Source organism: Microcoleus sp. AT9b-C3 (assembly GCF_036705485.1).
Taxonomy (GTDB): Bacteria; Cyanobacteriota; Cyanobacteriia; order Cyanobacteriales; family Microcoleaceae; genus Microcoleus.
Map to the genome: position 1 here is coordinate 82,261 of NZ_JAUBUR010000025.1, position 25,547 is coordinate 107,807.

Annotated in this window: 23 protein-coding genes; 13 read left to right on the top strand and 10 right to left on the bottom strand. The window is 46.2% G+C overall.

Annotation, left to right across the window (positions count from 1 at the left end):
* Positions 1-55: 55 nt before the first annotated feature.
* The 3 genes from QUB77_RS21235 to folD form a co-directional block, all read right to left on the bottom strand.
* Entirely contained in the window at positions 56-268 is a 213-nt protein-coding gene (locus QUB77_RS21235) for a hypothetical protein (RefSeq protein ID WP_445251727.1), read from the bottom strand.
* A gap of 124 nt (positions 269-392) precedes the next feature.
* Positions 393-1,154, bottom strand: coding sequence for a calcium-binding protein (locus tag QUB77_RS21240; RefSeq protein WP_333177099.1), 762 nt, complete (start codon positions 1,152-1,154; stop codon positions 393-395).
* Between the two features lie 73 nt (positions 1,155-1,227).
* Positions 1,228-2,106 carry a bifunctional methylenetetrahydrofolate dehydrogenase/methenyltetrahydrofolate cyclohydrolase FolD gene (folD, locus tag QUB77_RS21245; RefSeq protein WP_333177096.1) on the bottom strand — a complete coding sequence of 293 codons (879 nt, stop codon included), beginning with the start codon at positions 2,104-2,106 and terminating at the stop codon, positions 1,228-1,230.
* A gap of 144 nt (positions 2,107-2,250) precedes the next feature.
* Between folD and QUB77_RS21250 the strand changes: the two genes are divergently transcribed.
* Together QUB77_RS21250 and QUB77_RS21255 are read left to right on the top strand one after the other, a co-directional pair.
* The gene (locus QUB77_RS21250) at positions 2,251-2,676 is read left to right on the top strand and encodes a DNA-binding protein (RefSeq protein ID WP_333177094.1); all 426 of its coding nucleotides are present in this window, start codon (positions 2,251-2,253) and stop codon (positions 2,674-2,676) included.
* A gap of 309 nt (positions 2,677-2,985) precedes the next feature.
* On the top strand, positions 2,986-3,408 hold the full coding sequence (locus QUB77_RS21255; RefSeq protein WP_333177091.1) for an NUDIX hydrolase: 423 nt from the start codon (positions 2,986-2,988) through the stop codon (positions 3,406-3,408).
* Between the two features lie 230 nt (positions 3,409-3,638).
* On the opposite strand, the gene QUB77_RS21260 is transcribed toward QUB77_RS21255, so the two are convergent.
* Positions 3,639-4,259: a LeuD/DmdB family oxidoreductase small subunit gene (locus tag QUB77_RS21260; RefSeq protein ID WP_333177088.1), complete on the bottom strand. Its 621-nt coding sequence runs from the start codon at positions 4,257-4,259 to the stop codon at positions 3,639-3,641.
* Between the two features lie 106 nt (positions 4,260-4,365).
* On the opposite strand from QUB77_RS21260, the gene QUB77_RS21265 reads away from it, so the two are divergent.
* From QUB77_RS21265 to QUB77_RS21285, 5 genes are all read left to right on the top strand, one after another.
* On the top strand, positions 4,366-5,241 hold the full coding sequence (locus QUB77_RS21265; RefSeq protein ID WP_333177085.1) for a hypothetical protein: 876 nt from the start codon (positions 4,366-4,368) through the stop codon (positions 5,239-5,241).
* A gap of 529 nt (positions 5,242-5,770) precedes the next feature.
* Positions 5,771-7,996 carry an ATP-binding protein gene (locus tag QUB77_RS21270; RefSeq protein WP_333177082.1) on the top strand — a complete coding sequence of 742 codons (2,226 nt, stop codon included), beginning with the start codon at positions 5,771-5,773 and terminating at the stop codon, positions 7,994-7,996.
* Positions 7,997-8,157: 161 nt separating this feature from the next.
* Complete coding sequence (locus tag QUB77_RS21275) at positions 8,158-9,837, top strand: AarF/ABC1/UbiB kinase family protein (RefSeq protein WP_333177079.1); 1,680 nt, start codon at positions 8,158-8,160, stop codon at positions 9,835-9,837.
* A gap of 224 nt (positions 9,838-10,061) precedes the next feature.
* A complete protein-coding gene (gene galT, locus QUB77_RS21280; RefSeq protein ID WP_333177076.1) occupies positions 10,062-11,147 on the top strand; it encodes a galactose-1-phosphate uridylyltransferase in 1,086 nt (361 codons plus the stop codon).
* 135 nt (positions 11,148-11,282) lie between these two features.
* A complete protein-coding gene (locus QUB77_RS21285; protein ID WP_333177073.1) occupies positions 11,283-12,395 on the top strand; it encodes a M24 family metallopeptidase in 1,113 nt (370 codons plus the stop codon).
* A gap of 475 nt (positions 12,396-12,870) precedes the next feature.
* Here the strand turns inward: QUB77_RS21285 and QUB77_RS21290 are convergent, their stop codons facing one another.
* The 4 genes from QUB77_RS21290 to QUB77_RS21305 form a co-directional block, all read right to left on the bottom strand.
* Positions 12,871-13,122: a TIGR02450 family Trp-rich protein gene (locus QUB77_RS21290; RefSeq protein ID WP_333177071.1), complete on the bottom strand. Its 252-nt coding sequence runs from the start codon at positions 13,120-13,122 to the stop codon at positions 12,871-12,873.
* Positions 13,123-13,886: 764 nt separating this feature from the next.
* A complete protein-coding gene (locus QUB77_RS21295; protein ID WP_006635912.1) occupies positions 13,887-14,111 on the bottom strand; it encodes a hypothetical protein in 225 nt (74 codons plus the stop codon).
* A 565-nt stretch (positions 14,112-14,676) separates the two neighbouring features.
* Positions 14,677-14,832 (bottom strand): hypothetical protein, encoded by a 156-nt coding sequence (locus tag QUB77_RS21300; RefSeq protein WP_333177068.1) that lies wholly within the window; start codon positions 14,830-14,832, stop codon positions 14,677-14,679.
* A 770-nt stretch (positions 14,833-15,602) separates the two neighbouring features.
* A complete protein-coding gene (locus QUB77_RS21305) occupies positions 15,603-17,438 on the bottom strand; it encodes a caspase family protein (RefSeq protein ID WP_333177066.1) in 1,836 nt (611 codons plus the stop codon).
* A 282-nt stretch (positions 17,439-17,720) separates the two neighbouring features.
* On the opposite strand from QUB77_RS21305, the gene QUB77_RS21310 reads away from it, so the two are divergent.
* The 5 genes from QUB77_RS21310 (at position 17,721) to QUB77_RS21330 (ending at position 21,560) form a co-directional block, all read left to right on the top strand.
* Complete coding sequence (locus QUB77_RS21310; protein WP_333177063.1) at positions 17,721-18,422, top strand: V4R domain-containing protein; 702 nt, start codon at positions 17,721-17,723, stop codon at positions 18,420-18,422.
* A 95-nt stretch (positions 18,423-18,517) separates the two neighbouring features.
* Complete coding sequence (locus QUB77_RS21315) at positions 18,518-18,784, top strand: hypothetical protein (protein WP_333042386.1); 267 nt, start codon at positions 18,518-18,520, stop codon at positions 18,782-18,784.
* A gap of 169 nt (positions 18,785-18,953) precedes the next feature.
* Positions 18,954-19,424: a phycobilisome protein gene (locus QUB77_RS21320; RefSeq protein ID WP_333177060.1), complete on the top strand. Its 471-nt coding sequence runs from the start codon at positions 18,954-18,956 to the stop codon at positions 19,422-19,424.
* Between the two features lie 64 nt (positions 19,425-19,488).
* Positions 19,489-20,151, top strand: coding sequence for a V4R domain-containing protein (locus tag QUB77_RS21325; RefSeq protein WP_333177057.1), 663 nt, complete (start codon positions 19,489-19,491; stop codon positions 20,149-20,151).
* A gap of 242 nt (positions 20,152-20,393) precedes the next feature.
* Positions 20,394-21,560 (top strand): pentapeptide repeat-containing protein, encoded by a 1,167-nt coding sequence (locus tag QUB77_RS21330; protein ID WP_333177054.1) that lies wholly within the window; start codon positions 20,394-20,396, stop codon positions 21,558-21,560.
* Between the two features lie 17 nt (positions 21,561-21,577).
* Here the strand turns inward: QUB77_RS21330 and QUB77_RS21335 are convergent, their stop codons facing one another.
* Together QUB77_RS21335 and QUB77_RS21340 are read right to left on the bottom strand one after the other, a co-directional pair.
* A complete protein-coding gene (locus tag QUB77_RS21335; protein ID WP_333177051.1) occupies positions 21,578-22,048 on the bottom strand; it encodes a phycobilisome protein in 471 nt (156 codons plus the stop codon).
* Between the two features lie 38 nt (positions 22,049-22,086).
* The gene (locus QUB77_RS21340; protein WP_006635922.1) at positions 22,087-22,569 is read right to left on the bottom strand and encodes a 2Fe-2S iron-sulfur cluster-binding protein; all 483 of its coding nucleotides are present in this window, start codon (positions 22,567-22,569) and stop codon (positions 22,087-22,089) included.
* A 502-nt stretch (positions 22,570-23,071) separates the two neighbouring features.
* On the opposite strand from QUB77_RS21340, the gene QUB77_RS21345 reads away from it, so the two are divergent.
* A complete protein-coding gene (locus tag QUB77_RS21345; RefSeq protein ID WP_333177048.1) occupies positions 23,072-25,009 on the top strand; it encodes a serine/threonine-protein kinase in 1,938 nt (645 codons plus the stop codon).
* Positions 25,010-25,547 lie beyond the last annotated feature (538 nt).

The following is a 25,547-nucleotide window of genomic DNA, read 5'->3' on the forward strand; positions in this document are numbered from 1 at the left end:
TTGGTAGATTACTAACCCTACTTGAGCCAATACTGGCTCACAAGTGGGTCATAATTCAATTAGAACCGTATTCAATATAACTCGAAACGGTATTTTCCAAAACCATAGCAACAGTCATCGGCCGGATTCCTCCCGGCATTGGTGTGATAAATTCGGCTACTGTTTTAACAGCATCAAAGTCCACATCGGGGACCAAACGACTCGTACCGTCTGGATTGACGACGCGGTTAATACCGACATCAATATAGTCAATTTTTACACAATCCATAGTAGTAAGGTGCGAAATACTCACCCTACTACTAGCGTTTCTGGGTAAGTTCTGTAAATACCAGGAGTTAATTTGTGCCTAACCAAATGATAAGTTTTTCAGGCAACCACTGATTGTCCTGAACTTAGAAACCCTGAACCGAAACAAAGCTGCTTTGTAGTTCATTAGGGGTTACATTCTCTACATAACCTAAAATCGTGTTAGAATTCCTGACTCTGATTAGAGTGCCGGAAGAAAGTCCGCTAATTCCGCTGACTAAAGCTGGAGGAGTTAATGGTTGTAAAGCTTGCGACACATCGAACCTAAATGTTAATGTCACATTCTCTACCGGCTCCAACACTATATCATTGACCGTTAAGCCACTGGCTAATCCAATGCGATCAAAATCAGGAACAAAACCTGCGATCCCATCACTAGAATTGATATCTGTACTGGCAGGATCTATTCCCAGAACGCATAAATTAATGCCAGACTCACAATTTAAGAAGTCTCTGCCCAAGCCGCCCACCAGAGTGTTATCCCCCTCTGCGCCCTCTAAATAATCATTGCCTCTCCCCCCAAATAAAATATCATCGCCAGCTTCTCCAATAAGCCAATCAGCATCTAGACCACCACTGAGGCAGTCATTTCCCTCAGCTCCAGACAGGAAATCTCTTCCTTTTCCCCCAAATAAAGAATCGTTGCCTGCAAAACCTGTGAGAAAGTCTTCCCCTTCATTTCCCAGGATTAACTCGCTAGCCCCTGAGCCACTTACTGTATCGTCCCCATCGAGGGCCCAAGCTCCTAAAGGAAAGTTGTTTAGCTCTCCCGGAGAAAGTTGAATAAATTCCGAGGTGTTGTCGCCAATTAAGCGCACTATCCCTGACGTATCGGGTTTTAAAGCCATAGCTAAAATCTCTGTGTGTTGGTAGATTACTAACCCTAATTGAGCCAATAGGGGATCACAAGTTGGCACCCATTCAATTAGAATCGTATTCAATATAACTCGAAACGGTATTTTCCAAAAGCATAGCAACAGTCATCGGCCCGATGCCTCCCGGCACCGGCGTGATAAATTCGGCTACTGTTTGAACAGCATTAAAATCCACATCTCCGGCCAAACGACTCGTACCGTCTGGATTGACGACGCGGTTGATACCGACATCAATTACTACTGATCCGGGTTTGACCATATTAGCTGTAATCATTTCTGTGCGGCCGACTGCGGCTATTAAAATATCGGCTTGATTGGTAATAGATTCTAAGTTTTGCGATCGCGAATGAGCTACCGTAACAGTGCAGTCGGCTTCTAATAGCATCAGCGCCATCGGTTTACCCACCAAAATACTCCGTCCCAAAACAACGGCATTTTTTCCTTTCCAATCAATCTGGTATTCTTGTAATAACCGCATCACTCCGGCGGGAGTACAACTCCGCAAACCTTGCTCCCCGCGCACGAGACGGCCTAAATTTACAGGGTGAAGTCCGTCAGCATCTTTGTCGGGGGCAATTTGGTACAGCAGCGAAATTGCGTCTAAGTGCTCTGGTAGCGGTAATTGAACTAAAATGCCATCTACTCGATCGTCCTCGTTGAGTGCACGAATTGCAAGTTCTAGTTCGGCTTGAGTAGCGTTTGCGGGGTAATGCTTGCCGAAGGAAGCTATGCCAACTTTAGCGCAGGCTCGCTCTTTATTGCGAACATAGGCTGCGCTAGCTGGATTGTCGCCCACCATCAGCACCGCAAGTCCCGGAGGACGACCTTTTTGGGGTTGTAGGGCGCGGACTCGATCGCTCAGCTCGCTTTGAATCTTTGTCGCTAAAGCTTTACCATCTAGTATTTGAGCAGTTTTGGCATCCATTGTAGACTCTGGGTTAGGGGCTGACGATTTTAGATTTTAGCTTAATCCCCGCCAAGGACTACACTAGAGAAATTTCTTACTTGCGATCGATTCTGGGGATTCTGTTAAAGTAAGTCGTATCTCACATCTCAAATCAGTTGACCAATGACTACTGCAATTAAGCAAGTTTGGGTTCAAAGATTCTGCACCAGCTCTTTGTCGCTAATCCTCGCCAGCGGTTTTTTCAGTTGCGGCAATTTACCCATGTCTCAACTTAATCTTGGTTTTAATGTTGCTAGCATTGGCGACGTTCAACAAAAGCGACAAGTGGATGCTGAAGTTTATCTTCGCGGAAAGGTGGAAAATCGCGCTCCGTTTGTAGGGAATGCGGCTTATCAACTTGAGGATGGTACTGGCAGTATTTGGATTTTAACCAAGCAAGATTTGCCCCAGCTTGGCGATGAAGTGTTACTCAAGGGAGAAGTCCGTTACAAGAGTATTACTCTGAAGGAATTGGCTGGAAAAGATTTAGGTGAAGTTTATGTTGAGGAAATGGAACAATTAAAGCGGACTCCAGCGGCAAATAAATAAAAATATGAAGATACTAATTTCGTTCAATAATTAAGTACCTCACTTTCATAAAAATCAAAGGTTTGTAGTGGCGGCCCAACGCTGTGGTTACGTTTATTTATGCTGAAAGTTGCTCGACTATAATAGCTTCGTCGGAGCGGGTTGATCGGCTCTTTTGTTTATATTACAGATTACGGTAAACCTGCCCCTAAACCAACTTCTCCCCTATCTCCTAAATAACTTCTTCCCTCTTCCTTCTCTCCTCAATATCCCTCCGTTAAATTCGTTAAATCCGTTAATCCCGTACATGGCTCGTTTTAGAACTTTCTTATGACTAAAATTCACGTTGCGATCGCGATTTTGTACCGAGAGGGCAAGTTTCTCTGTCAGTTGCGGGACGATATTCCTCATATCAGGTATCCCGGACATTGGGCTTTGTTTGGCGGACACTTGGAACCCGGGGAAACGCCGGAAGTTGCTGTAGTGCGGGAATTATCAGAGGAAATTGGCTATGCTCCTGCAAGTGTTTCTTTTTTCTGTTGTGATGTCGAAAAAGATGTCGTTCGCCACGTTTTTCATGCACAACTTAGTGCGGATGTCAAGGATTTAGTTTTGCTTGAGGGGTGGGATATGAAGTTGTTGACACCGGAGCAGATTCGGGCGGGAAAATGCTTTTCTGAGCAGTCAGGAGATGTGCGACCTTTTGGCATTGCTCACCAGCGCATTTTATTGAATTTTATTGAGTTGATTTGAGAAAATTTCTCCGCACCCTAGATGGGAGCGGTTTGAGCTGGGAGATATTCTTCAGTTGACAGTTGACAGTTGACAGTTGACAGTTGACAGCGACCTCTACTTAGAAGGAAGAGGATGGGAGTAATGAATAGTCTGATTTTAATTTCTCCCTAAAGGGGAGAGGCTTTAAACCAATTCTTTCTGGTAAGGTGCGCCCGGTGGTACACCCTACATTGCAGGGGTTGTAAAAGTTAAGAGCGAGCCGCAATCATTCCTGTTTGGCGCGCGTACTCAAACAGCCCTCCGGCATCTATTACAGGCCCTACTTCTCCTAAAGGTTTGAGCGAGAAAGTTCGATCTAGAGTGTGGTTGATAATTACCTCTGCTGTAAAGTCGATCGTCACTTCTTGACCCGTTACAAACAAGTCGCAGAGCCGCTCGACTGATTCGACCGGGTACAATTCGCCCGTAGCCGAGCAATTGCGAAAGAAAATGCGGGCGTAAGACAAAGCCACCACTGCTGTGACGCCGGCGGCCCCCAGAGCGATGGGAGCGTGCTCCCGCGAAGAACCGCAGCCAAAATTTTCGCCCGCTATGATAATCGGATACTGGGTTTTGAGTTCACCGGATTCGATAAACTTACCGTAGCGATCGGGCAAGCCAATCATAGCGTAACTGCCTAGTTTCTCGTACTCATCCGGCTTCGAGGGAACCAGGGTCAGGTATTCGGCCGGGATAATTTGATCTGTATCAATGTTGTCGTCTACAACAAAAATTTGACCGCTAATTACTTTACCCATAGTTTCTTTCCTGTTAGCCTCGCTCGATGCTGTGGTGATAATTTTAAGTGGATCGGTATGCAAGATTTGCATCTGTTTATTTTAACCTGGCAGTGTCAGTGATAACCTGTATGAGTAAAAATTAGATCCGAGACTTTGGGTTAACAATTAACAGATTGCTAAGCATCAAGATAGTTTTATGGCAAATCCAATAGATGACATTGCTCGACAAGCTCGCGAGGGCTCGGTTGCATCGATTATTCAAATCCTTAATGACGAACTGGCACAGGTAGGGGTCAGGGCCCGAGCCGTGTTTGCAGACGGGGTGCTGCAACTGCTGTGCGAAGCTGCAACGCCCCAACTCCTCGAAGAGTCTAGTTTGGTCGATCGAGTCCGAGAAATTTTGGAACGCATTTCGCCCCGCAATATTCGCCGAGTCAACATCAACAGCCGCCTTGTCCGAGAACACCAATTGCTGTGGCTGGAAGAAATTAGTCGCGATCCCGATAATCAACTGTTGTGGTCTCAAGAAATTAAACTCCGAAAGCCGAATTTGTTCAAGCGTTTAGCCACCGCCCATCACGAACGCCAAGCTCTCTCCGGCAAGCGGGCTTTGCCGAGAATGGCTATACCTCGATCGATGCAGCAACCGCGGCAATTTCAGCGCGGTATCGTCGGCGGCATCAGCTTGACCGTGGTGTTGCTTGCAGCAGCGGCCGCCATCCACAAAGGACTTAATTCCCAAGTGCCAAACAGCACACAAGCCACCACCCAAGCAGTAGCAACTGCCCCTTCCTCGGAGGCAAAACCTGCTTTGAAAATTTCTAAGGAGACTGTTAATTCTGCTGTTGACTCTTTTGCCCAAGCAGTGCGAGTAGCCGAACAAGCAGCCACCCAGGGCAAAACCGCTCAATCTCGCCAGGATTGGTTAGTCGTAGCTGCTAAGTGGCAGCAAGCTTCTGATTTGATGGCCGCCGTGTCCTCCAAGCATCCCCGCTACACAACGGCTCAGAACCGGACGGCACTTTACCGCCAAAATAGCGATAAAGCCCAACAGGAAGCACAAAATAAGTAAGCAGGTAAGTCGCATAAATTTAACCCTAGAGTTCGCCGCGCTGCTCTAGGTGTTGTGAAAAATGAGTTTTTGAGCAAAAACTCGAAAACTCTTAGCTATGTTATGAGTGATAATTTGGGGATTTTGAATTTTTGCGAGGGGCGTCACTCGATCGGCAGATTTGTATCAAAATAAAAATTTGTTAAGATCACAAACTTAAATAGGAAATATCACACAGTAAGAAGAGGGGTGTCACTAAGCGGTCTCTAAAAAACCTTCATACTACTAATAACCGTCAAAATTAGCGGGAATGGGATTGATAATCATCCGGTAAAGGATGGTAAAGTTCATCCCGTACAGATCGAAGGGTAGAAAACAGGAAAATAGAACTCGGTCAGATCTGGGTATATTTTTACATATCGAGCGACCCGCCGACCGGCTGCACAAACACAGAAAGCAGGCTCATAACGGTCAAGCCGACAGTTATGGAAAGGTTCTAGATTGGCAGCAGGAGCCGGCTCAAACATCTTAGAATAAAGGCTTGGTTGCCATGATCGATCGCCAGGGAAATCAAGACTTTACTTCGATCGACCGATCGCCGTCAGAGTCTTGCACTTTGTATTTTCCGCAAATCGCAGAACCAGTATCAGTCCAAAAATTTCTGGATCGTCTTATGCAGTTCCAGGTCGATCCTGCCCTTCTTGGGCGACAAATTTGCCAAATTCTCGCCACCAGCTTTGATCGAGAACTCCTGCTGCTGCAAATAGCCAATACTTTGGGGGTTGCATGGGGGGCAGATTTCTGTTTAGTGACTGCTGTGGTTGACCAAAAAGTAGTACATCCGAATGCTTACTGGCAAAATAGCAGCGATTTCCCCTATGTTGCCGGTGTTGCCGATTCCACCGAAACACCGGAATACCCCCAAACCCCAAAATTAAAACCGCCTAGCATATCACTCGAACATCCCGTTTGGGCAAACGTCCTAGCAGACGGCGAGATAGTGGCGATATCCGACTATCTTGATATTCCGGCAGCTTCATCGCCCAATTCCCCTGTGACTGCGCTGCCTTTTCGGGCAATTTTGGCAGGGCCTGCGCGATTTGGAGGGGCTGTAAATGGCATGATGATTGTGGGTAAGTCGGAACCTCACGAGTGGTCGGTAGCCGATGGGCAGCGCCTTGAAGCAGCATCAGACGCGATCGGCACCGCGATTTCTCACATTCAAAAAACTCAAGAAATTGCCAGCTTAAACGAACAGTTACAGCGACAAGCTAAATACAAAAATCTACTCATGTCAGTTGCTGCATCGATTGACACAAATTCAGAAGTCGATCGAATATTGCAGCAAGTTGTTGAAAATACCGTCGATACCCTGGAAGTAGATAGAGGTCAAATCCTGCTCTTGAAATATACAGATCCTCTATTTACAACTGGCTCCCCCAATCAAACTCCCAAAGCGAAAATCGAATTAGTTTGCGAATCCGTTGCCAAAAAAGATCCAAACAAACAGCCAATAGCACAAAGCACTACCGGAAAAAAAAGCTCAACATCCAAAACAAAAAACAAAGATAAAACTGCTAATTCCCCATCCAAAATCCCCAACTCAAAACCAAATAACTATCCCGCTTTTTGGCTGTCAGAATCTAATTTGTGCCACCAAGCATTCCACAGCGCACCCAAACCCCTCGCCCTCGCTGACGCAGGCGCATTAATCGGCAAAGAACAAGAAGCAGCCACAGAAATTTTGAAACTCCAAGACATTCGCGGCTTGCTGCTGGTTCCCCTCACGGGCCGTAGCTGCCAGGAAACAGTTTTGGGTTTCTTGGTTTTGCAGCACTCGAAGCCCCGCACTTGGAGCCCGGAAGAATTAGAAGTTCTCGAATCAGTCAGCGCTCAAGTGAGCAAGATGATTATCCAAACTCAAACGCTTAAGGAACTGCAAACCGCAGTCTTAGACAGAACTGCTCAGTTGCAGCAAAGCCTCGACGTGCAGGGGAAACTGTACGAACAATCTGCCAATCAGCTAGAGCAAATGCGGAAATTGAAGGTGGTTAAAGATGAGTTTCTCAGCACTCTGAGTCACGAGTTGCGTACCCCTTTAACAATCATGAAGCTGGCGATTCTGATGCTCAAACAAGCTGAACAGCCCTCAGCGAATCGGACTAAGTATCTCGACATTCTAGAACAGCAGTGTTCTAAGGAAACTGATCTGGTTAACGATTTGCTGGCCCTCAAGCAGTTTGAGCCTCAGCAAGTCCCGATTTCTCTAATCAAAATCGATCTCAACCGTTTATTTCAAGATTTAGTTAGGGATTTTGAAAAACAGTGGGCGGATAAGCAATTGACTTTGAAGGTGGATTTGCCCAAGTTGACCCCTTGCTGGGAAACCGACCCGGACATTCTCAATCGGGTACTGCTGGAACTGCTGACGAATGCTGGAAAATACTCTGCTTCTGCAACCGCGGTAGTTTTGGAGGCGTCTGAGGCAGCAGGCTATATTGTCCTGAGCATTTCTAATTTCGGGCGCGGCATTTCTGCGGCTGATTTGCCCCACATCTTTGACAAGTTCCGGCGTGGCACTGGCATTACTGACCAAGCTATCGCCGGTACGGGTTTGGGTCTGGCGCTGGTAAAGTCTTTAGTGCAGCACTTGAATGGTACTATTGATGTGTCTAGCTGTCCGGCCGAAAGTTCAGAACCTGACGAGTTGTGGCGCACATCTTTTACTCTGACTCTGCCGCAATTTCCAGCGGAACTCTGTAATTTAGAAGAATAGTTCGGTTGAGAAGCTGCTGGGAATTGGCAGCGAACAGGCCAAACTAGAAGACTTGCCAGAAGAGGGAGATGGGGAAATGTCGTAAATTTTACCAACTCCTCTGTTTTGAATGGTTTGTCTGGTTGCCCGTCTAAATTGCCGGTTCTCCATTCGCCAATATTATGCTCACAAAAGCTGCACCTAAAACCCTGCGTTGGCAACGTTCTAAATATTCGCCACTGGCACGGCAAATAGACATTTTTGCAGCGGCCGGAAAGTTTATGTTTTTTTTGTGGTGGGACGCACTGCTGCAAAATAATTCGCCTCAAACTAGAAGAATTCGCGCTCATTGGTTGGTCAATACTTTGCTAAATTTAGGCCCGACTTTTATTAAAATCGGGCAGTCTCTCTCGACTCGCGCGGATTTGCTGCCGCTTGAGTATGTGAAGGAACTAGAACAGTTGCAGGATCGGGTTCCTCCGTTTAGTTCCGAACAGGCGATCGCTCTTGTAGAATCAGAGTTAGGCAAGGATATTTATGCTTTGTACCGCGATTTTGACCAGTCGCCAATTGCTGCTGCGAGTCTGGGACAGGTACACAAAGCAAGGCTGCACACCGGGGAAGATGTGATTGTAAAGGTGCAGCGTCCGGGTTTGGAAAGTTTATTTGATTTGGATGTGAAGGCGGTGCGCCAAGTGATGCGTTTTTGCGATCGCTATTTGCCTGGGACGCGCAAATATGACCTGGAATCTATTTATCACGAGTTTTTTAAGATTTTATATCAAGAAATTGATTACGTGCAAGAAGGTAAAAATTCCGATCGCTTTAGCCATAATTTTCGAGAATATCCTCAAGTTATTGTCCCGAAAGTCTACTGGCAATACACGACTAAAAAAGTCCTGACTTTAGAATACGTACCCGGTATTAAGGTGGACAACCGCATTAGTTTAGAGGCGATTGGAGTCGATATTGTGAAGCTCAATCAACTCGGAATTTGCTGTTATTTAAAACAGTTATTAATAGACGGTTTTTTTCAAGCTGACCCGCATCCGGGAAATTTGGCGGTGACAGAAGATGGTAGCTTGATTTTTTACGATTTTGGGATGATGGCTGAGATAAAGTCTCTGGCTAAAGACCAAATGGTCAAGACTTTTTTTGCTGTGATGAGAAAGGATACTGACGAGGTACTCAATACTTTAATTTCGATCGGCTTGGTTGAGCCGATGCCGGATATGATGCCGGTACGTCGGCTGATTGCTTTTCTGTTGGATAAGTTTATTGATAAGCCGATCGACCTTCAAGCTTTTAATGAAATTAAGAACGAACTTTACATCATGTTCGAGCAGCAACCGTTTCGCTTGCCTGCAGAAATGATGTTTATTGTCAAGTCGGTAACGACTCTCGACGGCATAGCTAGAACTCTCGACCCTCACTACAATTTCATAGCCTCCGCTCAGCCTTTTGTCAAGAGTATTGCGGTGAGCAAGGGGCGGGGAAATGCGATCGGAGAATTGGCAAGGCAAGCGCGAAGTTTTATTACATATAAGTTACGGCAGCCGAGCAAATCGCAAGTTTTTCTCAAGCGTTTGGAGCAGCGAATTGAAGAGGGCGAACTGCAAATTAGAGTGCGAAATATCGAGAGCGAAAGAGCCTTGAAACGCATTAATTTAGCCCTGAAAACTCTAATTTTCGCTTGTTTGACTGGTTTTGTGTTTTTGTCGGGTGCAGTGCTGCTAGTGGGCGGATATCAAACAGGGGCGATCGCAGCTTTTGCGGTTTCGGGATTCGGCGGCTTGTTTGTGTTGCGATCGTTGTTAGATTTGTTGGTTAAGGAAAAGCTCGATCGAATGGTCGATAGATAAATATACTGGGTAGTTGGGAATTGCGATCGTAAGCTGCTACGCATTTAAATTGAATCCAGATCCTGGCTCTGGGGCCCGTTCCACAATAGCAGACGGTAGGCTGACATTGGTACTGCAAACTACACTTGTCAACATAATTTGCGACTTTAGATAGGGGCGGATTCTCCAAGCACGAAGTTATACTCCTAACATATATTAAACGCGATCGCCCGCCCCTACAAAAAATGTACGCCCAAAAATTGCTAAAACCAGACGGCCGCCCACTCACACTGTACAGCCGCTATCCAATCCCAGAAGGTATCGCGGCCGTAAGTCCCAGCAATGAACCCGTAGAGGCAAACCCCCACTTTCGCTGGCATCCTTTGCGGGGGGAATGGGTAGCATACGCCAGCCACCGTCAGGGAAGAACTTTCATGCCACCGCCGGAATACAACCCGCTGGCAGCTACAATTAACCCTAAGTTTCCGACAGAATTGCCGCCGGGAGATTACGATGTAGCAGTGTTTGACAACCGCTTTCCCTCGATGACTTTGCAAGCAAAAAACGCACCTGCAAATATTGTCGAAACTTTGCCCGCCAAGGGCATTTGCGAAGTCGTTGTTTTCACTCAAGATCCGCTGGCTTCCTTGGGCGCTTTGGAGTTATCTCACTTGGAATTGCTCTTAGAAGTATGGGCCGATCGCACTTCAGTTATTGGCAGCAATCCCGAAATTGAATACGTCTTGCCCTTTGAAAATCGTGGCGTCGAAGTCGGAGTAACTTTGCACCATCCCCACGGTCAAATTTACGCTTATCCGTTCGTGCCACCGGTGCCGGCACGGATGTTAGAATGTCAATCGGTTTACTATCAAAAAAACAGTAGCGGTTTGCTGCAAGATTTGATTCAAAAAGAGATTTCCGACAAACAGCGAATTATTTATTTAGACGAAGAGGCGATCGCCTTTGTCCCCGCTTGTGCCCGCTACCCTTACGAAGTGTGGATTGCCCCGATCGCCCCCGCTGCTACATTTATCGATTTGACCCAAAAACAGCGTCAATCACTCGCTAAAGCCTTAAAAACAGTCACCCTCAAATATGACGGTTTGTGGCATCGCCCGTTCCCTTATTTGATGGCTTGGTTTCAAGGGCCCACAGACGGGAAACCCCATCCAGAAGCGCATTTGCACGCCCAATTTTATCCGCCCTATCGATCGAGCGATCGGCTAAAATACCTCGCAGGAACCGAACTCGCCGCCGGAATGTTTGCCAATGACGCTTTACCCGAAGAAAAAGCTAAAGAACTGCAAGCAGTATCGGTCAATCTATTTTAGATTTTAGATTTTAGATTTTAGATTTTAGAGATTGCAGATTTTAGATTTAGGAAATGTTAACTAAAATCAGTGACTTTCTTCCTTCTTCCTTCTTCCTTCTTCCTTCTTCCTTCTTCCTTCTTCCTTGTTTCATATATGATAAACTCATTAAACCCAGAAGTTGACAGCAAACTCGAATTCATCCGCAAAGCCTTAACCGAAACAAAAGCGATCGCCCTTCGCTTGCGAGGCACTGATTGGTTTGCCTGGGCCACAGCCGGCGGTTCCCATACAGTATTACTAACCGCAGAAACCGGAGTGGCAGAACTTTTAATCACCGCTGAAACAGCTTGGGTTCTCACCGATGAAATCGAAGCTCAACGGTTGCAGGACGAGGAATTGCCAGCCAACTTTCAAATGCACATCTATCCTTGGGCTGATGTTGCACAGCGCGAAGCTTTTGTTAAAGAAATTACTGGTGGCGGTAACGTCATGAGCGATCGGCCAAAGGCCGAAGAAATACCAATAATCGCATCTTTACAGTCTCGCAAACAGACAATGATGTCAAGCGAATTAGAGCGATACCGGCGAGTCGGGCGTTTAGCCAGCGAAGCGATGACAGAGGTACTTTCCGCGGCCAAACCAACATGGACAGAATATCAGCTAGCGGGAGCCGGTGCAGAGGCTTTGTGGGCGAGAGGTTTGCATCCAGCCCTGACATTAGTTGCTGGAGAAAGGCGTTTGCCACTGTACCGCCACGCCACAGCAACCGCCGAACAAATTGGACGACAAGCAATGTTAGTATTTTGCGCGAGGGGATGGGGTTTGTATGCAAATTTAACCAGATTTGTCTGTTTCGATTTTCTTGGGGAAAAGCATTCCGAGTTGCACCGACAAGTCAGGGAAATTGAAGCAGCCGCGCTAAATTTGTGTCGGCCGCGAGTAACGCTGAATGCGGTTTATGATACGCTTAAAACTGCTTACGAAGAGCACGGATATCCTCACGCAATTGCGGAACACCATCAAGGCGGAACTACCGGATATTTGGCGCGGGAAATTGTGGCGAATCCGGCTACTTCAGATATTTTGGCAGAAAATATGGCTGTGGCTTGGAATCCGAGTTTGTCGGGAGCAAAAATTGAGGATACGTTTTTAATTCACAGCGATGGAACGTTGGAAAATTTGACTTTTGATCCGAATTGGCCCAGTGTAGAAGTAGCGGGAAGGTTGCGGCCAGTACCGCTGGAAATATGGCACGATCGACCTTAGTCAATTTAACTTATCGCTCTAAGCTGTTGCGCCACTTAAATGGCCTGTCAAAACAAATAAAAGTCTTGTGAGGTGTCCCGCCCGCCCTGAATATACAATTTAAGTGCGCGACAGCTTAGAGAAAAAAAGTACAGTAAGCTAATCCGCATTTAAATTGCATAGTAAAATAAATTTCTCCTCTTGTGGGGTGGGCATCCTGCCCACCCTCAACATAGAAATTAAATGCACAACCGCTTACCCTACAAAACGCATTAAATTGAGTTCGGAGCGCCTTACTTAATATTTTGTTACATACAGATGATTTTTCCCACCAACTTACTTAAGCAAAAACGCGGCTAAATAAAGGTTTCCAGGAGTGGTAGTTATGTAAAAGATTTTTCAAAACCGGGAAAGTCTCACTCCGTATTGGTTTGCATCGGAACGATGGGGAGCGGGCAACGGAATTTCCGCTCACTCTACCCCACAGCCCTGTCTTTTAGTCTGCTGTTTCTAATCCCTCTAATTCTTGCGTAGACTGCCATCCAGCTTGCCAGAGCGATCGATCCTTAAGCTGTGCGGCGTTCAGCCAAAAACGCACATTTGGATCGCAAGCCGCCACCATTTCTGCAAATACCCATTTACCTTCGTTTTTTCGGTTGACCACTTGAAAGTGTCGCCACCCCCAAGTTTTTTGGTGTGAAGTCCACCGGGAACCAACTAAATAAGGAAATTTTTGTTTTTTGCTCACAGTATTTTTGTAGAAAAATATATTAGAAAGCAAGTGAATTGTAATAACTCGTTCTGCTGGACGATATTAATTCCCTATCAAAGCTCGTCCAATTCCTCTCCCCATCTCCCCTTCTCTCGAACATAACAGATAATATAGAGCCGCTGCAGCTTACAGGAGAGTTCACCTAAACTCTATCTGAAAGTAGATGCGTTTATTGTAACTTGCAGCAATTTCGCATCGGGACTCAAAAGTAGGGAGCATCTCAATGAAAGCAGCCAAGCCCAAAATTAAAGTTAGGAGCCAGGAGCCAGGAGGAAAGAGTCAGAAGGAAGAAGGAAAGAGTCAGAAGAAGTGTTTTTACAAATATGAGATGCTCCCCAAAAGTAAGGGCAGTTCAATGACTGCCCCTGTAATTAGTTATACCTATTGAATAGGATAATTTTTCAGGCGATCCACCAATAGCCTATTTATCCAATACAAGCTAAATCGTGAATCTCACATCTAAAAGCAAATAACCCAGGTTATAGTTGTGCACAATAATCCGTTCTGTGAAACTTAGTCAAATCTACTTTTAGAGCAGGTTTGACGTTCACTTCCTGCTTCTACCAAGGCGGTCGGCCGCTTCTTGTCCACAGGCGTGTTTTTGAGCCCAACTTTCCCTACAAACATTTTTTCAATCTCGATCGTGTTTCATTGATCCTGTACAGCTCAATAAAAACGCACTTTTAGGTAAGATTGACTAATTTCTTTGATTCTGTCGCTACCTCTTGATTACTTCCCTGTTAAGGCTTTTGGCCGGATAAGTCCAGAGGAAGTTGAGGAAGCCGGAGGCGAACCGCATTTGTTTGCAGCCAAAGAGTGATAGCGTGCTTCCGTTGCGGAGTCACGTACTCTCCGGGTCGGATCACGCCAGCACAGACGCCGATGTTTTTAATAAGGGTTTCTCGCTCCGATGAACTTGCACCCTGTAGCAACCTGACTTGGGCTTTGATAAAATCCACGTTCATAGCTGAAAGTAAAAGTAAGTAAAGAACTCAGTTAAATAGCGATGCTTTGGTTCCGATTGTAACTCTAAAACCACTTGGTATGAATCAAATTGATTCAACATCCCCAGGATGGGGATCGGGGCGTCTAGAGTTAGCCAACTTTATTTACTTTATCTGTTTTTGCTAGCAAAAGTGTCACTATGCTAGCAGTTTTGGCAGAATTGTTTATAGTTAAGAACTGTTACAAATTTGGCTCAATTTCCACAATACGGCAGAGTTTAGTGCTAACGCTACTTTCCTGAACTCAAAAAGTTCAGCATTGTCTCTAACTCCTTCCCTTACTAGGTTTTATGCTCTCCGATCTCTGAGCGATCGCTCAAGGAACATTCCTCTTCGATCGCCCCTCTTAACAGCCGGACACTGGCACATCACCCTATTGATTTAGATCGTCCCGTAGACTTGGCTGTGAACTATAACTTCAGACATACGTGTTGTTACCGGGGCTACAATAAGCGAGCTAGTTTTTATTCTTGTTTCTCAAGGGAATATTTTTTGGATTTTCTTGCAAAGCCCTTATTTGTGTTAATTAAGGCCGCTTTGTGATCTCCGAGCCAACGAAGACTCGCAGCTTGCGAATCCAGATATTTTGTGCTGTGTGGCGGTGACTCTGTTTCCTGAATTCATTGGGGGCGATCGCTCCTCCGCGAGAATTGCCAGTAACCGTTAATTTTGTATAATTCATAACATATCTGTCACTACTAATAATTTAAAAACAGCACAACTTTAAACTCTTTTCCATCCGTCGATCGCTCCTAATCGCCCACAAAGATGGATAAAAAAATTAACTCTGCCTACCCATTTTTTTAAGGCCATTTCGCCTTAGCTATTGCCTTATATTTTGATATATCTCTATTTAGTGGATACTCATTTTTTTGAAACAAATAGAGATTAATCAGCCAATTATACCTGATAAAATATAAGACTTAATGGTTTTAAATAGCACTTTTGATTAAACAATTAATATAAAATTAATCATAAATAAATATATATTTACAGCAATCGTTATTGTTAAAAAAAATCGTTATTGAAGGTGGAGGCGTCGGTGTAGGTAACTCTGAACGTTAATTAAAGATATTAATCAATCAGCGTTGCACAATAATGAGGATTATTGTAGTGAGTAGGGTTAGGCGTCCCGCAGGCTTTGAAAATACACGCCTTCGGTTCAGGGGCCCATCCCCAAAAACAATCAAAATTATCAGACTATTATCCAGTCCCTATTAACCAGCTCTTACGATATATTTCACTCTACAAAAACAAACCGACCAGGGAGCATATAAAATCCCCTCGCGCCGAAGCTGGGGAGGGGAAATGGTGAATAAAATTATTGGTTTTAAATTATCGATGTCTAGAGCTGTTTTTGCAGTATCAAGAGGTATCGAGCGACCTATCCACCTCTTTCGGCCAGTCGCTAAGATAATTTCCCGGTGGGAAACCGAGAAATTATCAACTACATCAACCTTTTTTCTGCTGGCGTTGGAGCTTAGTTTTCCAATTAGCGATATCCTTCTGAGCCTGCTGATAACTCTTAGTACCCGATGGCACCAGCGAAGCAGCTTCAACTGCCTCTTTCAGCTTTCCTTGAGAGCCGCGCAACTGAGCAATTTTGAGAATACTTTCGCTCCACTCTCCAATTAACTGTTGAGCTTCTGCATACTTCGGCTGACCGGCTTCAATTTTATTAGCTTGCTGGATGCCTTTACTGTAAGAAGAGGCAACCCCCCGCTTAATTTGACGCTTAGCAGCCGATAGCAAAGCAATATTTACATCCTGGTCTTTGGATAGCTCCTCCCACTGAGCGATCGCCTGTTTCGACTGATTGTAAACAGGCCCATTGACATCCGGCATCAATTTAGCCGCGCCGATCGCCCCCTGGAAATCGCCCCGAGCAGCCCGCCCGTTAGCTATATCCAAAATTGTCAAACTCCAGCGCTCAATATCCTGCTGAGCCTGCGGGTAGAGCGGATCGCTAGGCGGAATAGTTCGAGCCTTAACCACTGCTTTATTAAAACTAGAAGCCGAACCATCCTTGAGGAAAGTTTTCGCCTCAGCCCACACCTGCTGGCTCGATGGTGGCTGCTTGGTTCCAGTCCCCGCTTGCACCGCCCGCGGTTGGTTCTGCGACCCCCCAGTACCAGTAAATTTTTGAGATCCAGAGTTTTGGACATTTTCAGCAGGCGATCCAGGATCTCCTTCTGGCTGGCCAATAAAAATTGATTTGTTCGTCACAAAAACACCCAACAGCAAAACCAAAGCCGTAGCTGAACTCCACAAAATTAGCTGCTGCAAAAATGACTTATCCGACCCCCCGTTATGCTCATCCTCCGGCTTTTGCAAGTTCGGTCGATCGCCCCCCCGATCGGCAGGGGCCACAGCATTTGGCTGCGACACAGGCGGCATCTCAACCGGGGAATCCTGAGCGTTGCGAACTGCCGGAGGCAGATCCATTCGAGCCGTAGCCGTCGCCATTTGCGGGCGATCGAACCCATCACCCGTACCAACCGTCATATTGCCGTTGCGTCCGGCCAACGCAGCCGTTGGTACCCCTGAAGCATCCGGCAAAATCACTAAATTAGCCTTTCCCGGAGGATTCACCACCATCAAAGGTTCTTGTTTCGGACGCAAATGGTGGTCACACAGCTCCGGCAGTCGATCGCTCAAAAAACGATCTAAACCCTTAATGGTCATGCACTGTCCCGATCGTAGCCCCTCCAAAAGCGCCGTACTAAAAAACCCCTGACGCAAAGCCGAAGTTTCCCGCGAAACTTGATTCGGGCGGCAAGAAAGCACGGTTGGGATTTCCAGTTGCCGCGCCAGCTCGACAGTTTGAGAGCCAATCGTTTCCCCCGCTTTCACAATCTGGCTGCGGTTCATATCAACCAGCACCAAAACCGTTTCGGTAGGAGCGTTTTTCAGAGTATTCAACAGCAACTCTACCGGAATCCCCGTACCCTGAATGTCAGCCGGATTGCCGTCAACCGGCATCAAATAATCCTTACCTTCATAGCTGACACCGTAGCCGCTAAAAAAACACCAGAGTAAATCTCCCTGTTGCACGTGTTCCGCGCAGAGGCTTTGGGTCAATCTCAGAATATTTTCCCGATTTGGATATGTAGATTGACCCCACAGCGACGGCGAGCTATCGGTCATCAGCAGACATCCATCCGGCGCAAAACCCGCCTCCTCAGTCAAAAAACCGTACAGCGCCTCTGCATCCTCTTGGGCATAACTCAAAGGCTGGAGTAACTGATATTGATTGATGCCTATTGCAATACAAGCGTGATTTTTCATCCCCATATGCCCTATATATATAGTGGACAGCTTGCACAAAACGATAACACATAGCCGTTTAAGGTTATACCCACTTTCGCCAGTACTCAGAGAGCAGTTGTCCGAAAGCAGAACTCCCAACAAGCCCCCAAATTTAGCATCCTAGAATTTTTAATTTTTATATTTCAGTGAAAAATTATACCCTGTGCCTGCCTTTAGAAAAATAAAGTTAAATTGGATACATAGGCCAGTCTATTTGACTCTAATTTTCACCAAACTACACCAAAAAGGAATAACCCGCCAATGGTCTCTACCGCTAAAAAAGAAATCTCCACCCACAACGAATCGCTACTGAAGCAAAAGCATCCTAAAACTCACAGCCACTATAGGTTTCAGGATTTTTTTGCCTTCGATCGCCAGATGGGTACAATTGACGACTGGAATCAGTCGCGCAACATTTTTACCAGCGAAGACTTCATTATCGGTTTGGTGGAGGGGCTCGAAGAAGAAGTCGGCCCCGCGTCCTCTGTCATCATGTATACTATTGGTTGCCAGTGGGGACTCCAAGATTCCGAATTTTTTCAAAAATGGTTTAGTGCCGAATACAGCCAGAACATTCGCCAGTCAAATCTCATGTTTCTGCTAGAAACTTGGTGGTGGCCTTTCACGGCTCAAGGTTGGGGTCGCTGGGAAGTGGACATGAGCGATCGCAAACACGGCTGCATCTTCATCAACCTCTTTGACTCAGCAGTTGCTCGCACATTGGGAGACGTAGGCAAACCAGTTTGTCACCTATACGCCGGTTTGTTCGCCGGTTTCTTTGGCTCTTTAGTCAAAAAGCCTCTGAGCTGCATAGAACTCCAATGTTACTCAATGGGAGAAACCTATTGCAAGTTCCTGCTTGGCAACCCAGATAAAATTGATGCAGCAGCATTCTGGCTCAACGAAGGTGCCAACGCCCGCGATATTCAAAATCGACTGCAACACGGTGAAATATTGCGGTAAACAACCTGGAAAGGCACATCCCCTGCCCTGCCTTTCCTCCCACCAATTTCGCGATCGAAAGTGCGATGGTGGATTTCTCCAGGCAGGAAGTCAAGATGAAAAGTCAAACTTCATGGTTGGACCAATCTGTCCAAGAATTCTTTGGTCACTATAATTGGCTGGGAAAATCTTTAGAAACCCCAAATGGCTCGACCCCCGGTCAACTTCTGAGTTTAACCCAGCCAGTAGCAGACTTTTTTCAAGCTATTTCTTGGGAAGGAATTCCGGAAGTAGGTGCCCTACCACTACCGCCACCCTTGCCAGTAATTTCTATTTCTGAACAAGCAGAAGTCACCATTGATGACCTATTCGATCTGTTTTAATCTGTGTAGGGAATAGAAAATGAAAAATAGGGCAATCCCTCATCCATCTTCCCTCACCCCTGTTTCCTCATCCTCAAAATCCATTAGTTAAATCCGTTAAATCCCGTACATTGCTCGTTGCCGAACTTCCTTCCTTTTATCAATTACCGATTACCACTTAATTAAAATCATGCACCCTGAGATTGAGGCGCTGCTGGATCAGGCAGAAAACCGCTTTTTAAAAGGCGAAGAACTCATAGCTTTTAAGCGTCAAGCTGTAACCCTTGTCCAGCGCTTAAAAATTTACGAATTTTTGCGAGAGAAGGAAGCAAGCATTTTCCAACCAGTAGCCAACAAACTACAAGAAACGTTCCCCGACGAAAAACAAGAAACCTTAGAACGATCGCTCAAACACTGGGTGTTAGTCTTGCGCTACTGCGCTATGGCTATGCTGCTGAACGATCGAAATTTTCTCGAACAGCGCCTTGTAGACTGGCTTTCCGGCATAGTCGAAGCCCACCAAACTCACAATATCGAAGCCACTGTTTGCAATCTGCTGCAAACTCGTTTAAAAGAATTGCTTTCTGAGCAAGCCCGGGCTATATTGCAACCATTTTTCGACCAAGCCCAGACAATTATTATTGACCAACATAATAAATAATCTGCTTTCTTTTCAATTTCCAATTTCCAATTTCCAATTCCCGATTCCCAATTCCCAATTTCCGATGATTAATATTGCCGACTTACTCAAACAGCCCCGACTCCCTGGAAACTACTTTGCCAGCGATGCCTACGTCCGAGGCGACCTCGAACTCGGCCTGCTGGAAAACCGCCGGGGCGATCGGCTTTTAGCACTCCCAGAAACACTGATTCAAGCCATTTATATTGGCTTAGAACAAGAAACAGGTCAAGCCTCCCGCCTTGTGCTTTTCAACTGCGGTCGCTGGTGGGGTAAAAACTTCTACGTGCGTTTTTGCGAAGAAGTCAGCGAATACTACGGTCAGCCAGTTTCTGAAATGGAAATGGTAGAATTTCTTCAGTCCTTGCAGCAGTGTTGGAAAACTCATGGATGGGGAACATTTGAGCTTGACCCCAGCTATTCCGAACAGGGATTTTTAATAGTAAAAATTGCTAACTCTCTTTTTGCTAAAACAGCCCCCAAGTCTAAGCGACCAGCCTGTTTTCTAGAAGCAGGTATTTTAAGTTCGTTCTTTAGTCAGCTCACAGGTCGAGAACTCCACTGCCTGCAAACCTCCTGCGAATCATTGGGTTCGGACTGCAACCGCTTTATTTTAGGGCTGCGCGATCGCCTCCAACCAGCAGATTCTATGGTCGAAGAAGGAAAAGACCATGAAGCTATTCTCAGTCAACTTTTTCAAAAAAACTGACTTATTTGACAGCTATTAGTTTGTTGCTAATAGCTGTCAAATCGATTTTTGGGCAGCCATATTATCGACCGTATCATCAAAACTGTGAGTTAAATTATAAAAAAGCTCGTGAGTTAAAAAATAAGGTTTTAGCAATTCAAATAAAACCTGATGAGAACTAGCAGCTAGAAACTTCATAACTTACTCGAGAAACTCATAAAATTTAAAAGCCATCAAAACCTCAAACATTTTGCTAGAACTTAATGGACGCCAATGAACTTCTAACTCGATATGCAGCCGGCGAAAGAGATTTTAGACTGGCAAATCTGCGCGGCATTGTGTTGAGTCCGATCGATTTATACCGTTCCAGCGATGCCCCAACTCTAATTTTGGCAAACCTCAACCAACACCAGCAACGACCCTACTTAATCGGTGCTAACCTCAGCGGGGCAGACCTCACCAAAGCCCATCTGAGCCGAGCCAATCTCAGCAAAGCTGACCTCAGCGGAGCCAATCTCACCGGCGCCAACCTCATGGCAGCCAGTCTCAGCGGCGCCAATCTCATCGGTGCCAATCTCACCGGCGCCAACCTAGCCGGCTCTCATCTGAATTGGGCAAACCTGACCGGAGCAAATCTTCCCAATGCTAATCTCATAGGTGCAGATATGAGCGCCGCTAACATCACCAAAGCCGTTCTCACCGAGGCCAATCTCAGTAAAGCCTATTTGATTAAAGCCAATCTCAACGGGGCAAACTTCAAAGATGCTTACTTAAGTCTAGCGAGTCTGAAAGAGGCAGACTTGACCGAAGCACAGCTCACTGGAGCAGAATTATCCAAAGCCAACCTAGCCGGAGCCAACTTAACCCGTGCTAACCTCAGCAAAGCCAACCTTTTGAAAGTTAATCTCAGGCGAGCTAACCTCACTCAAGCCTATTTAAACGGCGCGTGCTTGATTGGATCAGACCTTAGCGAAGCTTGCTTGGATAGAGCCAATTTGTGCAAAGCAGACCTCAGCAAAACCTACCTCAGAAACATTACTTTGAATGGCAGCCACTTAAGCGGTATTAACCTCAGCGGGGCCGATCTGGGCGGTGTAGACTTGAGCCGCAAACTTTTAACTGGAATTAATATGGCAGAGGCATTGTTGAACGAAGCCAACTTAAGCGGTGCTTATCTGATGGAAGCTAACTTGAGCGGGGCAAACCTCAGCAAAGCCAACTTGAGTCTAGCCTACCTGATCAATGCCGACCTGTCTAATTCTTGTCTGCATGAAATTAACTTGAGCAAAGCTAACCTGAGTAAAGCCAACTTGCAGAAAGCTGACTTGACAGGAGCCAACCTCCGAGGAGCCATTCTCACTGAGGCGGATTTGACGGGAGCGAAGTTGATTGGAGCCACTCTTCCTAACGGCACAGTTTATCGGCGTTAACTTGTCAACCCCCTTGATTATTTGCCTAGTAAAGTGCGGTTGATGTCCAGAATCGGAAAAAATAGGTTCCTTTCTTCCACCGTGAGATATTGTTTAAGGACCTTTTTCATCACATCGTAGGTCACGGTTGCACTATTTCTAACTTGAACAGCGCCTAAAATAGTTTGCAACCAAAGTAGTAGCCGATCGCGCAACCGTTCAGTATCATTAATCAACAGTGCTGCCGCTGAATGCCTCAACACCCGCACAATATCTCCACGGCACTTTTCAGTCATATCGTTAGCCCCGCGCCGAAATAAACTAGGGTCTATAGACAGCATTTGTGCTTCCACCTGCCGCATAATTTCTGTTTCAGAGGCTTGAAGTTTTTTATAAGCACTCATCCGGTGATTCAAAGACTGAAAGTAGTCTTTCAAAAATTGGAGTTCTTCTGCACTGGCGTAGCGTCCGTCTGCTTCCATGCTCAAACGCGCAAGTTGGCTCAACATAGATTTTTCTCTACTACTAAAATACAAACATATCAGTTTTAAGCTTCTTTAGTCCGAACTAAATACTGTCCTACTTGAAAGCGGGTTTCATTAAGCTGTGTAACGATAGAACGAGTAATTAACTTTCCCGATTCTACAACTACTTGACCCGTAATTGGGTGTAATAAATCTTGCTGGGCCCGGCGGCCGATCAGAGCTTCGACATTTTCAATAGCATTAATATACATCCCCGCAGGCAACTGTACAACCACACCCTCGCCCATAATTTGAGCCTGACAAGCAAGTCGCGAATTGGCTTTAGCCGTAGTAATGACTTCCAACGTTCTTCTCTCGCGGCGGTTCATGTCCGACAAGCCTTCCATGCCTTCTTTAATGTAAACATGGCAGGTAGCGCACATTCCCCGCCCCCCGCATTCCTTAAGAACGTCTAAGTCTTTAGAAAGTAAGGCAGACAGGATATTTGAGCGGGTTTCGACTGCTATTTCCTCCGCAATTGGATCTAGTTTAATAATTTTAACCATATTGATGTTTGCTCCTGTCAAGTTCAGTATTTAGCAAGTTACGATCAACTTATTCAAAGCGCATAAAAAATTGGCGATCACTTAAAAAGGTTAAGATGCCTTGACGACAGCATCGGCTTCTGCCTCTCTAACCCCTATGGCATAACCGCACTTCTGTTTTGGACATCTCGCTGTTCCCTCGCCCCGATTCCCCAGCTTAGCCTTGAAAAGCTAAAACCTTAGATACTTTCTAGATGGCATTGAAAAAACTGTAATAGTCGCGATCGACTAAAATAGCAGCCACAGGTAGTTCCAGATCGGGTACCGGCATTCGGCAAGATTGATAGTGATTCCGAAGCTCAAGGATTTTAGTAGGTGCGAGTGTGCGATCGCTCTCAAGGAGGCTGAGAATGAACCTGAGATAACATAGGCTGTACCTGGCGAGCGATTCAAAAATTTGAATTTTTGTCAGAATTATTTACATATTTTAATACTAGCTCAAGCTTTTTCTATAATTAGACCGATGCAACATTCTAAGTACCGCATTTTAGGGCTAGTCGGACAAGGACAATTTGGTCGAGTCTTTTGTGCCAGCGTTCGAGAAGCTCCCGCCCAGGACTCCCGCCTCACCAGCCAACTGGTTGCTCTCAAAGAACTTAGTCATCAAAAAGCCCCAACTAGCGAATTCTTGCGAGAGCTGTGGTTTCTGATCACCTTGCAGCACCCGAACATTGTTACCTGCCGAGCTCTAGAACACACAGCTACAGGCAGGTACTTGGTTATGGACTACTGCGAGGGAGGAACCCTCCGCAACCTGCTCAAACAAGACCGCCCCTTGCGTCTGCTCGAAGGTTTACAGCTAGTGATGGAAGTTTTAGCTGGCTTAGACTACGCCCACCGCCGAGGCGTAGTTCACTGCGACATCAAACCCGAAAATATCCTCCTAACTTTAGGAGCAAAAGGTTGGTCGCCCCGGCTTTCTGACTTTGGCATCGCGCGTCGGCTGCCAGAAATAGGTACCACTCGCCTCCACCAAGAACTTTCTCCCGACGCTACCGTAGGTTCCCCCGCTTACATGGCCCCTGAGCGGTTTTACGGTCTTTTTTCCCCGATGTCAGATATATATGCAGTAGGAATTCTGCTGTTTGAATTGCTAATGGGCTACCGCCCTTTCGGGGGAACCCCCGGAGACTTGAGGTGGGCGCACCTGAATCAACGCTTGCAATTTCCCGACGCCATCCCCGAACCTTTGCAAGCAATAGTCAAAAAATCTTTAGAAAAGCTGCCAGCCCGCCGTTTTGCCAGTGCTTCCCAAATGGCTCAAGCTCTGCGGCTGATCATGTACGACCCCGCTGTCAGGCAATTGGGCGACTGCATTATTCCTTGGGAAAGCCCCACAACCAGTAGTGATAAAAGTCTGAAGTCGGAAACTGACTCTCTGCTGGAAGTTGAAGAGGAAAAAGCATCACAGTCGGCTATTAATTTACTTGGGACTGTCCGCTATGCGCTTTCGCAGCCCAAGCCAGTGATACTTCCAGCACCGTTGACCGCTTTAATTGCCACTGAAACGTATCTCTATGCTGCTGTAGGTACAGAGGTGAAGGTTTGGTCTCAGCCGGGAAAACAGCTAGTTACAGGAGAAATGTCTACTTCTATTTCATTAATGCCGGAAATCGTGCGGGGCATTTTACCTGTTTCCCACGGCTGCTGCGTTCTCACTCCGCAAAAACTTTACTGGCTCAATGAGCGCTCTTGGGAGCCTCAATGTTTGCTGGATATGGGTTTGAGGCAAGGTCCAGATGCTTTTAAAGCTGCTGTAGACTCTCACGGCAACTGGTTGACAGTAGCGGTTCCCGGCGAACTGCGTTTTTATTCTTTAGCTGGAAACAGCACTCCTGGCGATCAGAAAAAAGCCTTGAAGCTGATCGCTACTGTGCCGTTACCAGAACACTATTTACCAGAATTAATGTTTTTGGATCGGCGACACGTCTTAGCAGTTTGGCCGGACAACGAACCAAAAAATCCCCAAACTATTTTTAGAGTTTACACTCGCCGTGGCACGCCTGTGGGTTCTGTGCGGTTGTCTGCCAGCGTCGGACAGATGCTGTTGACACCTGAGCCTTATACTTTGCTGGGAATTCCTCAAGGTGGTAAAGCGGCGGTGCTGTTGATGAAATTGTGGCCACTCAAGGTAGCACGAATTCCTCTTGAAACTTTGCCCGTGTCTGCTTGTGTGGCTAATTGGGGATGGGTGTTGGCAGATGTTGGAGGGCAGATAGAAGTCTTAAACAGTCAAGGGATTCAAGTAGGGAGTTTTAGCAGCCCCGCCTCACCCCGGGCGATCGCTCCCTGGGGGAATAGAGGTTTGGTGATTGCTGTCAATACTGAGGAAGAGAGTCACTTGCACTTTTTAGATGTAGATGTTGAGGATACCAACTCGCCCTCGATCATCAAAGGCTGATAACTGGGGTAACTGAAGGAGTTTCGGGGTGTAATTCAGAAGAGTGTATTTGCCGGCGATCGATTCCTGGGAGTTTGATCTGGGTTAGAGTACCGTGTCGTGTCAGCTTCTGGATTTTGAATCAGAGGAATTGTTAAGGGCGATCGGCTCAATCTGAGATCCAAACATCCCTCAGTAAAGTCCAAGAAATGCAGACACCACTTACATATATATGACTCATGCACCAGCCTGCTTCTGTCATCCTAACTCCATGATGCAGCCTCACACCTTACACTCTAACTTTGCCTTAGCTCTACTCTAAGTAAGCCCCATCATCATGTTGAACCACTGAGTCCTTCTAGCCATGCGCGGGAGATAGTCCGCCCCAAAGCGGTATTTTTGCCCAAAAAAAGACCCCATAGTTAAAAGAGGAGTCAGCTAGGGGATAGCGGAGGAGGTCATAAGTGTCGAAACCCTTGGTATGTATAGGTTCCCCAAGAATTCAAAAATATTTTCGCAAAACGCTTGACAACTCTGGGGAGAGTTGATACATTAATAA

Bases quoted from the DNA above. Each gene is read 5' to 3' on its own strand.
- QUB77_RS21275 (WP_333177079.1), top strand. From the start codon at position 8,158: ATGCTCACAAAAGCTGCACCTAAAACCCTGCGTTGGCAACGTTCTAAA.
- QUB77_RS21320 (WP_333177060.1), top strand. From the start codon at position 18,954: ATGCACCCTGAGATTGAGGCGCTGCTGGATCAGGCAGAAAACCGCTTT.
- QUB77_RS21235 (WP_445251727.1), bottom strand. From the start codon at position 268: ATGGATTGTGTAAAAATTGACTATATTGATGTCGGTATTAACCGCGTC.
- QUB77_RS21295 (WP_006635912.1), bottom strand. From the start codon at position 14,111: ATGAACGTGGATTTTATCAAAGCCCAAGTCAGGTTGCTACAGGGTGCA.
- galT (WP_333177076.1), top strand. From the start codon at position 10,062: ATGTACGCCCAAAAATTGCTAAAACCAGACGGCCGCCCACTCACACTG.
- QUB77_RS21305 (WP_333177066.1), bottom strand. From the start codon at position 17,438: ATGAAAAATCACGCTTGTATTGCAATAGGCATCAATCAATATCAGTTA.
- QUB77_RS21255 (WP_333177091.1), top strand. From the start codon at position 2,986: ATGACTAAAATTCACGTTGCGATCGCGATTTTGTACCGAGAGGGCAAG.
- QUB77_RS21325 (WP_333177057.1), top strand. From the start codon at position 19,489: ATGATTAATATTGCCGACTTACTCAAACAGCCCCGACTCCCTGGAAAC.
- QUB77_RS21345 (WP_333177048.1), top strand. From the start codon at position 23,072: ATGCAACATTCTAAGTACCGCATTTTAGGGCTAGTCGGACAAGGACAA.
- QUB77_RS21300 (WP_333177068.1), bottom strand. From the start codon at position 14,832: ATGAATTATACAAAATTAACGGTTACTGGCAATTCTCGCGGAGGAGCG.
- QUB77_RS21270 (WP_333177082.1), top strand. From the start codon at position 5,771: ATGATCGATCGCCAGGGAAATCAAGACTTTACTTCGATCGACCGATCG.
- QUB77_RS21310 (WP_333177063.1), top strand. From the start codon at position 17,721: ATGGTCTCTACCGCTAAAAAAGAAATCTCCACCCACAACGAATCGCTA.
- QUB77_RS21265 (WP_333177085.1), top strand. From the start codon at position 4,366: ATGGCAAATCCAATAGATGACATTGCTCGACAAGCTCGCGAGGGCTCG.
- folD (WP_333177096.1), bottom strand. From the start codon at position 2,106: ATGGATGCCAAAACTGCTCAAATACTAGATGGTAAAGCTTTAGCGACA.
- QUB77_RS21330 (WP_333177054.1), top strand. From the start codon at position 20,394: ATGGACGCCAATGAACTTCTAACTCGATATGCAGCCGGCGAAAGAGAT.
- QUB77_RS21285 (WP_333177073.1), top strand. From the start codon at position 11,283: ATGATAAACTCATTAAACCCAGAAGTTGACAGCAAACTCGAATTCATC.
- QUB77_RS21260 (WP_333177088.1), bottom strand. From the start codon at position 4,259: ATGCAAATCTTGCATACCGATCCACTTAAAATTATCACCACAGCATCG.
- QUB77_RS21340 (WP_006635922.1), bottom strand. From the start codon at position 22,569: ATGGTTAAAATTATTAAACTAGATCCAATTGCGGAGGAAATAGCAGTC.
- QUB77_RS21250 (WP_333177094.1), top strand. From the start codon at position 2,251: ATGACTACTGCAATTAAGCAAGTTTGGGTTCAAAGATTCTGCACCAGC.
- QUB77_RS21335 (WP_333177051.1), bottom strand. From the start codon at position 22,048: ATGTTGAGCCAACTTGCGCGTTTGAGCATGGAAGCAGACGGACGCTAC.
- QUB77_RS21240 (WP_333177099.1), bottom strand. From the start codon at position 1,154: ATGGCTTTAAAACCCGATACGTCAGGGATAGTGCGCTTAATTGGCGAC.
- QUB77_RS21315 (WP_333042386.1), top strand. From the start codon at position 18,518: ATGAAAAGTCAAACTTCATGGTTGGACCAATCTGTCCAAGAATTCTTT.